Genomic DNA, 12,473 nt, shown 5'->3' on the forward strand with positions numbered 1-12,473 from the left:
CAAGCTCCTCTCGCTATGTTATTTTCCGCTCAATGCGTTATGAATGGTATCGAGCCAGACGGGTACACCCAGACTGAATGACTCCAGGAACTTCATGTCGAATCCGCGGAAGAAACCACTGAGCACGAACAACAGCACAATCACTGTCATCATGATCTTCGTGACCTTATTCCAGCCGCTCTCCTCGACACCTTTACCAATTAAAATACCCAGAACTAGACCCGGTACGGCGTTGCCCATAATTAACTGCGCCAAGCCGCCGAAAATAGTGGCCCAGAAACCTGAACGGCGTCCGGCATCAATAGCCGCTAACCAGAAAATAACTGGCATCACGGTATTAACCAGAATATTGGCGGCGGGCACCAAGACTTTAATTGCCGTGACCTGTAGTGCCGCCGGAACAGCAGAAGCCGTGGTATTGAGGAAGCTGACGACAATAACCCCGATAATCCCGCAGGCAATCGCCATCTTTTTCGGGTTATGCATGGTTTCCGCCACATTACGATTTTTAATCATCAATGCTGCGGCACCCCAGTTCGGGATAATGCGGTGATCGACATCCTGAGTAAAAGCCCCGGCGGCGACCGATGAGGCCCAGGCGTTGAAGAAGAAGCCTAGCCCGAAGGAGAAGTGCGATGCCGGATCGCCCTCACACGAGTTCAACTCGCCCAAGGTACGAAACGCGCCCATGCCCTGTATGGTCGGTGCATGGAACATGCGGGCGGCCCCAACACCGACCCCCACGCCGACCAATCCGCCGATAATAATCGACTTAAAAAGAATAATTAAAAGCATCACCATATCCTTTCATCTATAAGTTATACCCGTCATACTTCAAGCTGCATGTGCGTTGGCTGCCTTCGTTCACCCCAGTCACTGACTCATGTAAGCTCCTGGGGAATCGCTCAGTTGCCGCCTTCCTGCAACTCGAATTATTTAAGGTATATATCCCAGCCATTGAAATTGCAGCAAAGGGCAAATCAACGGGCAGAGGGAATACACTTTTTATTTAGAAACGAAGACAACCTTTTCTGTGTCAATAATTGTCACGTTCACAGTAATATCTAATTCAACGCTGTATGTTTTTCTTTCTCGTGGCAGAAAAAAGAGTAAAAACTTCTCTTTTTTCACTGATAATTCAGCACGTAATACTTTTACGTCTTGGGGTTCAATCCGTAATAGAATATTTTGTGTTGACTTCAACACCGTATTTTGGACATTACCTAGGGCATTAGCGAAAGCTTTACCCTTGGTATCCCCCTTACCTTTTACTTGTACCTGAGTGGTATATTGCTCTTTCATTACGGCTGACCATATTTCTTGATATAAGCTTCCACTAATCTTTGCCCTAACTCTTCTTTATCCATAAATCCGAAGCCTAATACTTTGCAGCCTTCATTTATTGCCGTCACACCCTCTTCGACTGAGCGCATGCCATATTTTGCTTTGTAGCCATATTTATTTTGTGCGGTAATTGCACCCGCGCCACCGCTACCACAAAATGAGATACCGAAGTCCGCTTTTTCGCTATTCATCACATCACCCAGTTTCATGTCTGCGGCAACACCGGGAATAACCACCACGCGGCCACCAGCCAATTCAACACCTTGCCCGACTTTCTGGCCTTTACCTAAACGGTCGCCAATCACAACGGTAATTTGACTCATAGTCTCTTCTCCAGAACACTGTTTTATGGGTTATTATCTTTCGCCACTTCAAAATGCACCGACAATAAATAAGCCTCTTCAATCGGTAAATTGGCAAACTTATCGACAACTTGCTGAGCCATTTGCATTGAGTGTGCTGAGATCTCATCAAATAATGATTTATCTACCTCAGGTAATGGCTCGCCCGTGATGGAACGTAACACCATGGCCCGAATATGTGATGTCAACATTTGCTGCTGAACATCGTTGGTAAAAATATTTTCGGCATTTAACATCGCGGTAATTTCAGCTAATACCCGCTCAGTGAGGGTAATTGCGTCTTCCATTTCAGGAGCCTCGGCTGCATTTAATGCGGCTACATCATTCACGCTGGCAATCCTCTATTTCTTGCTGTAACAACTTTCTGACTACAAAGACAAGTTCATTAATCTTCCCTCTGCGCGATGACATCACCCTACCTGCAAGCGGAATAGGTGTGTAGCGGCATTTTTTCCAGTTCAAAGTGGAAATGTCATGTCTCGGGGGGATCACATTCGCAAAATAGGCATTTACATAGCTAACTTAATCATTAACAACAAAATAACTTTTATATAGATGCCCCCTGAATACCCGTGGCGAAAAAAAGTTCGTGATCCGGATCTCTTTCTTTTCTAGTCGGAAGCGCCTAATATCAGATCAATATTAAAGTTATTTTCGAACACCCCCTCTCCTATGGCGTGGGGGTGTTGTTTTTATGTTTTGCTGAAATTGAATTGGAGAGTGGTATGACCAAGCCAACCATCACGATTAACGAGCTGGATGCTGAGCGTTTGGATGCGTTACTGGCGCAACCGGCCTTTGCCGGTACTGTGGTCGCACAAGCGCTCAATGAAGAGCTGGATCGCGCAGAGATTCTGCCACCCAATGCCATTCCGGCAGATGTGGTGACCATGAATAGCCGTGTGCGTTTTCGCGATCTCAACAATCAGGAAGAGCATATCCGCACACTGGTTTATCCCGCCTCGCTGAAAGACAGTAATGAGCAACTGTCGGTGATGGCACCGCTGGGCGCGGCATTGCTGGGGCTGCACGTCAATGACGAAATCAGTTGGAAACTGCCGGGGGGGGATGAAACTCGCATTACCGTGCTGGAGTTGTTGTATCAGCCAGAAGCGGCGGGTGAATTCCACCGCTAATCAGCGGTAATAAGGGTAATGACCCAAGGCCATGACCCTGAGATTATTGAAAAAGTGTCAGCGGCGGCGAGAACAGGCGGATCGTAAAGACGCCGTCTTCCCTTTGTAAAAATAAGCGTCCCTGATGGCTCGAGCCGCGCCATCCCTGGCGCGGACGCTTTACTCTTCCGACTGCCCTCACCGTTTAAGATCGAGTCACTGGGGTTCGCCAGCAGTCTGCTGTCTCCAGAATTAGCGGTATTTCTTATGGTAAGCATCGCGGGTCGGCTTAAAATCTTGTGCGGCTTTTTTCGCTTCATCCAGTTTGCCTTGATCCGCCAATGCCAGCGCACCATCAATCTGCCCGATAAGCAAGTCCAGACCATGGCGGAAATCTTTCACCTCTGGGCTGTCTTCAGCTTTACTCTTCAACTTGGTAGGAATGCCCTTCTGCGCATCAAGTGCCGCCACACGCATCGCCGCTAAGCCTTGCTTGATCACATCAGTAGAGTCCGCCTTCAACACTTTGCCGTAATTCTCGGCAATGGTATCCATGTTATCCGCCACACTGGCCGCCATTGCTAACGTACTGGTGCTGAGTAACACCGCCGCCATCAACGCCATCATTTTCTTACCCATTCGCACATTCCTTATAATTATTGTTCACTCAATACTTATCATTTGTACATTGCTCCTACTTAACATAGGCAATGGGAGGTCAAACTGACAATGATTTTTTATTGCCAGTTGATAAAAGCAGAAAGTGTGCGAAGGAGTCACAGGAGTGAACAGTGATAAGTCAGCAATAAGCGGAAATTTTTTCTCTATTTTCTGCGATTAAAATGACACCCCATTTCGAGGTATCGGGATGCCGGCTCCAGATTTTTTCTTCTGGAATGCTTTTGCCGTTATAAGGAATTCGGTCACCACTGTAGGGGTAAAATTCGCCCACTTCAGAATCTAAGATAAACACCGCTAGCTTATCGGACTCCCGTGCAATCTTCTGCCACAGCGCCTGACCTGCCTCATACTGCTTATTATCACTCATTAAAATCATGCCACACTTAAGCACTAAGACTTCATAGAGCAACGTAGCCAATCCTTTGCCTCGCTCATCTAAATTAATCACCATCCCTTCGACTTGAAAAAGTACCGAATCTTGCCAAAAGCGATGAACTGAAATGACGTTATCCCCTAACTCCTGCTTTGCCACCAGATCAAGAGCCGCGATAACCCTATGACGCGGTATCCCATTAAAACTTTCTGCATTCATACGGATAATGGCCGCTTTAGGAACCTTTATATCGAAAACAACTGCGTATTCCATGCCAGATAACTCAAATTCATGAACTATCTTAAATTCTCGGGCAATAGTCGCGGGACTATAAGTACTTGGCATCACAATCATATTTGAACTTCCCCGCATCAATACCGGCATCATCATTTCCTTTGACTATAAAACATCCACTTGTGCAGGGGAAGATTACCATGTCAGGAAAATGAGCAAACAAAACCGCCCGTATTGCTACAGGCGGAGATGGAACGAGAATATGACAGGAGGGTTATTATTCGCCCGCGATCTTCATCGCCGGTAATAAGACGGAGCCACACTGAATGTTACTGCGGATTTCGATATCACTGCCGACACTCACGATATTGCGCAGCATCTCTTTCAGGTTACCGGCAATGGTAATCTCACTCACCGGATACTGAATCTCACCATTTTCAACCCAGAAGCCCGCAGCACCACGGGAGTAATCCCCGGTCACTGTGCTCACCCCTTGGCCCATCAGTTCGGTCACAACCAAGCCTTTATCTAGCTGTTTTAGCATCCCGGCGAAATCCTGCCCCTGACCGGCAATGCGCCAGTTATGGATACCGCCAGCATGTCCGGTGCTTTGCAGCCCCAATTTACGGGCGGAATAACTGGTCAACAGATAGGTTTGCAGCACCCCATCCTTGACGATTTCCCGTTGTAGCGTGCGAACACCTTCACTGTCGAATGGCGTCGAGGCCAGACCGCGCAATAAGTGCGGATGCTCTTCGATGGTCAGCCACTCAGGTAAAATCTGCTTGCCGAGGTGATCGAGCAAGAAGGTGGATTTGCGATAAATATTGCCGCCGCTGATCGCCGACACCAAGTGGCCGAATAGGCCCGTCGCCACTTCGGCGGCAAATAGCACAGGTGACTGCATGGTCGGCAGTTTACGTGGAGACAAGCGGGACAAGGTGCGGCGAGCACACTCTTCACCCACCCATTCTGGGTTGGCTAAATCTTCCATTCGCCGACCAATGGTGTAGGCGTAATCCCGCTCCATATCGCCATTGTGCTCAGCGATAACACTGCTGGAGAGTGAATGGCGGCTGGAGCAGTAGCTCTGCAACATGCCGTGACTGTTGCCAAAAACCTTAATGCCATAATGGCTGTTAAAGCTGCCCCCTTCGGTATTGGTAATCCGCTTGTCCGCTTGCAATGCCGCCTGTTCTGCTCGCGCAGCCAACAAGATACCTTGCTCAGCATCCAAATCACTCGGATGGAACAGATCCAGATCCGGCGCTTCAAAAGCCAACAGCGATTTTTCTGCTGGCCCTGCGTAAGGGTCAGGCGAGGTATAGCGGGCGATATCCAGCGCAGCTTGTACAGTACGGGCAACTGCATCGGGATTTAAGTCGGTGGTGGATGCGCTGCCTTTGCGTTGCTGGTGATAAACAGTAATTCCCAGCGCACCATCACTGTTGAACTCCACGTTCTCCACTTCACCAAAGCGAGTGCTGACGCTAATTCCGGTGGTTTTGCTGACGGCAACTTCGGCCGCATCAGAACCTGCGCGGGCCAATTCCAAAGCCTGTGCAACAGCTTGTTCCAGCGTTTTACGCTGTTCTGCAACTTGAGTGACTACTTTCATCGATGTGCCATAATTAATGAGATAATCGTTCAGGAAAGTGTCGTAATACGACGACTTACACGGATAAAATAGAGAACGCCATACTTTTGAGTCTATCAGAGATCTTTGTACAATTTCGCAGAAAGCAAACAACCTGCTACGATTAGCCTCTTTTTAAGGAATTTGACCATGAACAAACAGCCCGAAGATTGGCTAGATGAAGTCCCAGAAGATAAAAATGACGATGATGATGAAATTATCTGGGTCAGTAAAAGTGAAATCAAACGAGATGCCGAAGCGCTGAAAGATCTCGGTACTGAGCTGATGGAGCTGGGTAAAAATGCGCTGGAGAAGATCCCGCTGGATGAAGATCTGCTGGCAGCCATTGAACTGGCACAAAAAATCAAGAAAGAGGGTCGCCGCCGCCAGATTCAGCTCATTGGTAAAATGTTGCGCGCCCGCGATGTAGAGCCGATTCAGACCGCTTTGGATAAGCTGAAAAACCGTCATAACCAGCAAATTTCGCTGTTCCACAAACTGGAAACGCTGCGCGATCGCTTGGTTGAAGAGGGTGATGATGCGATTCCCACGGTGTTGGATCTCTACCCAGACGCGGATCGCCAGCAGCTGCGGAGTTTGGTGCGTAATGCCCAAAAAGAGAAAGCCGCGAATAAGCCACCAAAATCATTCCGCCAGATCTTCCAGTATCTACGTGAATTGGCAGAGAAAAAGCAATAATCGGGCGGGGCCGGGTCTAACTCGGCTCCCGACTCAATAAGCTTCTCATTTAGGCGATATTGAAACGTAAACTCCCCGCCAGCTCCTCCTCTGCCTCTTCAAACAGCAAAACTATCGCCCCAAAACGACGTTTCCGGCGGTGATTGAAATGGATAAATTCAATCTCTACCGGCAATGCTATCTCGCCAGTGACCACATCCCATAGCGCATCCAGATTGGCTCCAAAACCTTCGCTCAGCGCAAATTTTTGGGCAAATTCGCGGTAAAATGCAGGAAGATCCGGTATATGGTCAAAATCGAATACCACTTTTACCATCTTTTCACTCCATCCGAATGAAATGCTTATAGTGATCCTGAGTCAGATAAATCAGGCCATCATTAGAGTACAACAGCCGATCGCTACCGCGATGACCGCAACGATAATTCACATCAGCCTCACGCCAGTTGCGGCCTTTAGCTTGCGGCAATTGACCTTCGCGGTTAGAAAAACGATCCCCGCCAATGGCACGCCCCGGCAACACCTGACACAAATTACCCTCTTTTGGGTCCCAGCCCTTCTCGCGGGCCTGCTGCTTGGTCAGGTAAAAGTCCGGCAGCCGATGGTGTGCTTGTAGGTATTTCGCCACCGGTTTAGGTTGCGTTAATTGTTCGATAGAGGCAGGAGCCGATAGCGGTGGGCGCTCCAGATCCGCTGATTGGCCGATATCACGCGCCGTGACACCGCCCATACCTTGCCATGCAGCCACCACCAGCAGCAGTGCTGCTCCCAAAATGGCGATAATTCGCTTATTCATGGTTCTCCTTCACCCTCCGCCTTCCAAATTATAAATTGCCCAGATGCAGGGTTTTGACTTCCATAAACTCATCCAACCCTAGCACGGAACCTTCGCGGCCTAGGCCCGACTCTTTCACGCCACCAAAAGGTGCCAGCTCCGTCGAAACCGAGCTTTCATTGACACCAATCATGCCGCTTTCTAAAGCATCAGAAACTCGGAACACCCGTTGCAGGTCCTGCGTGTAGAAGTAGGCTGCCAGCCCGAATGGGGTATCATTTGCCCGCTTAATCACTTCAGCTTCGGTTTTAAAGCGGAAGCACGCCGCCAGCGGGCCAAAGGTCTCTTCTGACGCTACTTTCATCTGCTCATTGGCATCGGCAATCACGGTTGGCTGAAAGAAATTACCGCCTAATTCATGGCGATGCCCCCCGACCAGTAGCCGACCGCCCTTCTCGAGCGCGTCTTTGACGTGATCTTCGACTTTCTCCAGACCGGCAATATTAATCAGCGGCCCCATATCGACCTCTTTATCCATCCCATTGCCGACTCTCAGTTTTTTAACTTCAGCGGCCAAATGGCTGACAAACGCATTGTAAATGCCATCTTGAATATAGAAGCGATTGACGCAAACACAGACTTGCCCGGCATTGCGGAATTTACAGGCGATAGCCCCCGCCACCGCCGCATCTAAATCGGCATCATCAAACACGATATAGGGTGCATTGCCCCCCAGCTCCATAGAGATCTTTTTCATGGTCTCGGCGGCATTGCGCATCAGGGTTTTACCCACTTCCGTCGAGCCAGTGAAGGAGATTTTACGCACCGCTGAACTGGCCATGATGGCATTGCTAATCGCATGGGTATCACCCGCCACGCCATTCAGCACCCCAGCGGGGACACCCGCTTGCTCTGCCAGTGCCAGCAAGGCAAAGGCGGAGAGTGGCGTGTTATTAGCCGGTTTAATCAACCCAGTGCAACCGGCGGCCAATGCTGGCCCCAATTTGCGGGTGAGCATAGCCAGCGGGAAATTCCACGGTGTGATGGCCGCCACTACGCCGATGGGTTCGCGGGTGGCAAAGATACGCGCCCCCTCTTTCGCCGGAGGAATGATTTCACCATTGGCCCGTTTGGCCTGCTCGCTAAACCATTGAATAAAGCTGGCGGCATAAGCGACCTCGCCTAATGCTTCTTTCAGTGGTTTACCTTGCTCGGAAACCATGATCTCCGCCAATGATTGCTGATGTTCCATAATCAGCAGATACCAGCGCTGGAGAATTTCTGCCCGCTGTTTGGCTGGTTTTTTGCGCCAGGCAGGAAATGCCTCACTGGCCGCGTTGATGGCAGCTTCGGTCTCTTGTTGACCGGCTTTTGCTACTTTGGCGACTAACTCGCCCGTCGCGGGATTATGGACGTCGAAAGTCTCTTGAGCCTGATACCATTTTCCGCCGACAAAATAACCAATGTGGTAAACGCCGTCGCTCTGTTGCTGGTCCTGCAAGGGGTTTTGTTGTGACATCGTGTCAACCTCCTTAGGGAAATGATGCCCCATTAATAGGGGCGAGGAAGGGTCGTTCCCTATGAAGTATATACCCAAAGTCATTGGTACCACAGGTAGGCAGCCAGCAAACGCATCCCGATGAGCCTATATAAGTAAGGCCAACGACAAGTCAGTGATTCGGGTAAGTGCGCGCAGCTAACAACCCTGTGGCGTCAAGGATAAACAGAGATACCCAAAGTCATTGGCGTCACAGGTAGGCAGCCAGCAAACGCATCCCGATGAGCTGACCCAAGTCAGTGATTCGGGTAAGTGCGCGCAGCTAACAACCCTGTGGCGTCAAGGACGAAGGGTAAGCGCACTCTGATACCGATGCAACATATCCGCTAGCCGCTTCACTGGCAGGGTAACAGAGTCAGGCAACTGATAATCCACCAGTTTCTGCTGATATTGATCCAACTCCTGCAAGAGCCGAGCGAAGTAGTAGCGCCGTTTCTGATCGTTTTTCGCATTAATGACGCGATCAGCGGTATAGCGGATCTGCTTATGGAAGGCACTCAGTTCGGCATTCACTGGAATCTCGGTGCTGTTGAGCCGCTGATGGGCAATAATCAGTGTCAATGCCAGACGATACTTATCGATATCACCGGGGAACATCATCAACAACTGATTCAGTTGCTGATACAGCATCGGTAGATGGTTTTCGTTGCGGCGCGCTTTATTGGTGGTCAGGGCGGATACTGCACTGTAAACAAAGCGATTTAGCAAAGTTCTACCGGTGCGGTCTTTGGCATTATCGCGGATCAAGAGCAGGACAATCAGCGAAACGAAGCAGCCGACAATTTGCCCCAAGGCGCTGTCGAGGAACAAGCTGACGTTAAACTCCATCGGGTTACTGAGCACCATAATATTGATGGTGCTGGCTAATGTCCCCAGTGATCCCAGCCGCCGCTTCTGCACTTCGATACCAATAATAAAGGCCAGCAGCCCCAAGCTGATGCACAGCAGCAGCAGACTTTGCTGGGTGGCGGGAATGATAAACATAAAGTAGAGCGCCCCGATGGGCAGCGCCATGATCACCCCCAGTAGGAAGTCGATCGCCACCATGCGCGGATTGGGAGTGCGCATCGCCAGTGACGTGACCACCGCGATCATCACCATGCAGCCCGCCCCAGATGTCCAGCCGGTCCACAGCCAAAATAGCCCCCCAATCGCGGTGGCAATGCCAGTGCGCAGGCCATTGATCATCGCGTGATGCCCTTCGGCTGAGACATGCTTCACCGGGAGGTCACCCGTCAGAATGCCCTCCTCTACTCGGCTGATGCTGCTGTTGGTGTGGATGCCTTTGGAGAGCAATAGATAGCGGGTCGCGGCACCGACCCAACTACTGATGGTATGGGGAATCGCTTCACTGTGGCTGGCACCAATAAACTGGCGCAGTTTCTTCATTCGCTGGCGAATCTCGGCGGGTGTTGATGCCGGTTCGCTCAGCATCGCTTTCAGCTCAGGGGTGAAAGTATCGGGGTGGTTCACCAGTACCAGATAGCTTTCACATGCTTGGGTAATCAGCGCCAGTGACTCGGTGTGCAAGACCCGCAAACGGCGGTTACAGCGCTGCCAGCGGGAGGACTCCATCATCAGATAGCTGCGCATCCCATTGAGCGCAGTGGTATTTTTGACCAAATCATTCCACGCACGATCGATTTCCGTTTTTTCCGCTGGACGAATACAGAGCTGCAACAGCTTATATTGATCCACCAAAACCTTATCCACCAGCCGATCAATATCCTGCTTAATCGATCGCGGGGAGAAGAGCAGATCCGCCATCACGGCACAGACGATCCCCAGCACAATTTCACTACAGCGCTCGACGGCAAACTGCGGCGTCAACAGGGGTGTCTCACCGGTGGTGACAATAATGATCAGCGCGGTATAACCGGCCAGACCAAACGCATAGGAGTTTTCGACCCGCACCAGTGATGAGATCCAAGTGCACACCCCCGCCCACAGGCAGCACAGCATCAGGGTTAAGACTGGCGCTCTGATGGTCAGCACGATAATAACCAAACCACCAATACAGCCGATAAATGTGCCGATAATGCGCAGCCAGCCACGGTGACGAATCGCGCCAGAGAATGGCTCACCACCCGCAGCAAAAGCAGGGCCAGCGGCGACAATCGCGGCGGTCAGCACCGACCAGCGCGGCGTTTCCAACTGCAAATGAAAGCCCAGAAACAGTGCCGCCACAATGGCGAAACTCAGCTTAAAGGCAAAGCGCAGACGGATAAAAGTCGGGCTGGTCATCTTAGCCAAACTCGCGCAGGCGATGCATCAACTTGATCATCGGCGATGCCTGATTGGGGTCACGATCACTCGCTCCCGTGATCACGACTGTCGCGGTGGTGCCTGCGGGGTAGGGATGCTGCTGATCTTCGCTGTCCAGACGAATCTTCACGGGCACGCGTTGCGCCAGACGCACCCATTCCAAATTGTTATCGATGGTCGCCAGCCCTTTGCTATCGACACTGCTACTGCTATTGGTCACCCCAGCGGAGATACTATCAACAGTGCCATGCAGAATGCGGTTGCTGCCCAGCGGGGTAATTTCCGCTCGATAGCCCGGTTTCACCCCTTCTAACTTCGTCTCTTCCAGATAGGCCAAAAGATAGAAAGTGTCTTTTTTCACCAAGGCGACCGCCGTCGCGCCTCGGTTAATAAACTCCCCCGCATGGACATTCAGATTAGTCACCCAGCCCTGTGCAGGCGCTCGCACCGTGGTGCGCTCCAGATCAAGCTTAGCTAAATCACGCACTGCAATGGCTTTTGCCAGTTGATGTTTCACGGTTTGCAGCACATTGCTGGATTGGTCGATCTCCTCTTGTGACAGCGCTTGAACCCCCAGCCGTTGCCGTCTGCCGGATTCGCGCTGCTTCTCAGCAGCCAGCGTTTGATAGTAGGCGACATCCGCTTCCGCTTCGGCCAGTGCCTGCTGATAGCGGGGTTGGTCAATCACAAATAAGATTTGGCCTTTCTGCACCAGTTGGTTGTCTTTCACCGGGACATCCGTGATCAAACCGCTGACATCTGGGGCAATTGCCACCACATCGGCGGTAAATTTAGCATCACGGGTCCACGGTGATTCAGTGTAAAAAGACCACACTTTAAAAACAGCAATAATCGCCAGTAAAACCACCAGTAAGGTGATGCCGACACGGATGATTTTTAATGAAAAAGTACTCACGGCAACCTCAAGATGAGAGACGGGAAATTAAGTAAAAAAGGCAGCAATACAGCGCAGTATTAAAGAGTGCTGGGTGCCAGACAAACTCATAAATACCCGTTGGTTGCAGCACACGACGCACGACAAAAAAAAGTGCCAGCGAGAGAAGCAGCTCAAGAAAGATCGGCGGGAAAGAGAGGCCGAAAATCACCATCACCGGAAGCAAACCCATTCTGTAAATCCTTTCTGTTATTCAATGCCGGTGAAACTAATCAATGTCAGTGAAACTATTCAATGTCGGTAAAACAGGCTGAGTTAATAATAAGACATCGCGGTAAACTCATCCAACCACGGCCAAAAGCCGCAGCCCTAAAATTAACTTATAGGGTAAACTTGGATAATCAGTATGACGGCAACTGGGGCAAGGTGAGGAAACACCGCGACTACGTAGCTTTCAAACTTTTCGTGTTCGAATATCACGTTTTTTCAAACATCAGACTATTCTCCCGACAGCAGTATATTAGCCTGCTTATTATCA

Annotated in this window: 15 protein-coding genes; 2 read left to right on the forward strand and 13 right to left on the reverse strand. The window is 50.4% G+C overall.

Annotated elements, in window-relative coordinates:
- Positions 1–18 precede the first annotated feature (18 nt).
- The 4 genes from HRD69_RS03080 to HRD69_RS03095 form a co-directional block, all read right to left on the reverse strand.
- Complete coding sequence (locus HRD69_RS03080; protein WP_032815602.1) at positions 19–795, reverse strand: DUF4311 domain-containing protein; 777 nt, start codon at positions 793–795, stop codon at positions 19–21.
- Between the two features lie 210 nt (positions 796–1,005).
- Positions 1,006–1,302, reverse strand: coding sequence for a DUF4312 family protein (locus HRD69_RS03085; protein ID WP_032815603.1), 297 nt, complete (start codon positions 1,300–1,302; stop codon positions 1,006–1,008).
- Positions 1,302–1,667: a glycine-rich SFCGS family protein gene (locus HRD69_RS03090; RefSeq protein ID WP_004878063.1), complete on the reverse strand. Its 366-nt coding sequence runs from the start codon at positions 1,665–1,667 to the stop codon at positions 1,302–1,304. The genes HRD69_RS03085 and HRD69_RS03090 overlap by 1 nt, the downstream gene beginning before the upstream one ends.
- A 23-nt stretch (positions 1,668–1,690) precedes the next feature.
- Positions 1,691–2,035: a PRD domain-containing protein gene (locus HRD69_RS03095; RefSeq protein ID WP_004878064.1), complete on the reverse strand. Its 345-nt coding sequence runs from the start codon at positions 2,033–2,035 to the stop codon at positions 1,691–1,693.
- 396 nt (positions 2,036–2,431) lie between these two features.
- On the opposite strand from HRD69_RS03095, the gene rnk reads away from it, so the two are divergent.
- Positions 2,432–2,842, forward strand: a complete 411-nt coding sequence (gene rnk / locus HRD69_RS03100; protein WP_032815605.1) for a nucleoside diphosphate kinase regulator — start codon at positions 2,432–2,434, stop codon at positions 2,840–2,842.
- A 231-nt stretch (positions 2,843–3,073) separates the two neighbouring features.
- Here the strand turns inward: rnk and cybC are convergent, their stop codons facing one another.
- From cybC to pmbA, 3 genes are all read right to left on the reverse strand, one after another.
- Positions 3,074–3,460: a cytochrome b562 gene (gene cybC / locus HRD69_RS03105; protein ID WP_004875790.1), complete on the reverse strand. Its 387-nt coding sequence runs from the start codon at positions 3,458–3,460 to the stop codon at positions 3,074–3,076.
- Between the two features lie 160 nt (positions 3,461–3,620).
- Entirely contained in the window at positions 3,621–4,265 is a 645-nt protein-coding gene (locus HRD69_RS03110; RefSeq protein ID WP_004875789.1) for a hypothetical protein, read from the reverse strand.
- Between the two features lie 121 nt (positions 4,266–4,386).
- The gene (pmbA, locus tag HRD69_RS03115; RefSeq protein ID WP_004875788.1) at positions 4,387–5,727 is read right to left on the reverse strand and encodes a metalloprotease PmbA; all 1,341 of its coding nucleotides are present in this window, start codon (positions 5,725–5,727) and stop codon (positions 4,387–4,389) included.
- Between the two features lie 168 nt (positions 5,728–5,895).
- On the opposite strand from pmbA, the gene yjgA reads away from it, so the two are divergent.
- Entirely contained in the window at positions 5,896–6,444 is a 549-nt protein-coding gene (gene yjgA / locus HRD69_RS03120; protein ID WP_004875787.1) for a ribosome biogenesis factor YjgA, read from the forward strand.
- A gap of 49 nt (positions 6,445–6,493) precedes the next feature.
- Here yjgA and HRD69_RS03125 read toward each other — a convergent pair whose 3' ends face one another.
- The 6 genes from HRD69_RS03125 to aaeX all read right to left on the reverse strand — a co-directional run bounded on the left by HRD69_RS03125 (position 6,494) and on the right by aaeX (position 12,167).
- Entirely contained in the window at positions 6,494–6,760 is a 267-nt protein-coding gene (locus HRD69_RS03125) for a barstar family protein (protein ID WP_004875786.1), read from the reverse strand.
- Between the two features lie 4 nt (positions 6,761–6,764).
- Positions 6,765–7,238 (reverse strand): ribonuclease, encoded by a 474-nt coding sequence (locus tag HRD69_RS03130; protein ID WP_004875785.1) that lies wholly within the window; start codon positions 7,236–7,238, stop codon positions 6,765–6,767.
- A 28-nt stretch (positions 7,239–7,266) separates the two neighbouring features.
- Positions 7,267–8,736: an NAD-dependent succinate-semialdehyde dehydrogenase gene (locus HRD69_RS03135; protein ID WP_004875784.1), complete on the reverse strand. Its 1,470-nt coding sequence runs from the start codon at positions 8,734–8,736 to the stop codon at positions 7,267–7,269.
- 318 nt (positions 8,737–9,054) lie between these two features.
- A complete protein-coding gene (aaeB, locus tag HRD69_RS03140) occupies positions 9,055–11,019 on the reverse strand; it encodes a p-hydroxybenzoic acid efflux pump subunit AaeB (RefSeq protein ID WP_004875783.1) in 1,965 nt (654 codons plus the stop codon).
- Position 11,020: 1 nt separating this feature from the next.
- Complete coding sequence (gene aaeA / locus HRD69_RS03145) at positions 11,021–11,956, reverse strand: p-hydroxybenzoic acid efflux pump subunit AaeA (protein WP_004875782.1); 936 nt, start codon at positions 11,954–11,956, stop codon at positions 11,021–11,023.
- Between the two features lie 7 nt (positions 11,957–11,963).
- Positions 11,964–12,167 carry a p-hydroxybenzoic acid efflux pump operon protein AaeX gene (aaeX, locus tag HRD69_RS03150; protein ID WP_004875781.1) on the reverse strand — a complete coding sequence of 68 codons (204 nt, stop codon included), beginning with the start codon at positions 12,165–12,167 and terminating at the stop codon, positions 11,964–11,966.
- Between the last annotated feature and the right edge of the window lie 306 nt (positions 12,168–12,473).

The sequence above is a fragment of the Yersinia mollaretii ATCC 43969 genome, from assembly GCF_013282725.1.
GTDB lineage: Bacteria > Pseudomonadota > Gammaproteobacteria > Enterobacterales > Enterobacteriaceae > Yersinia > Yersinia mollaretii.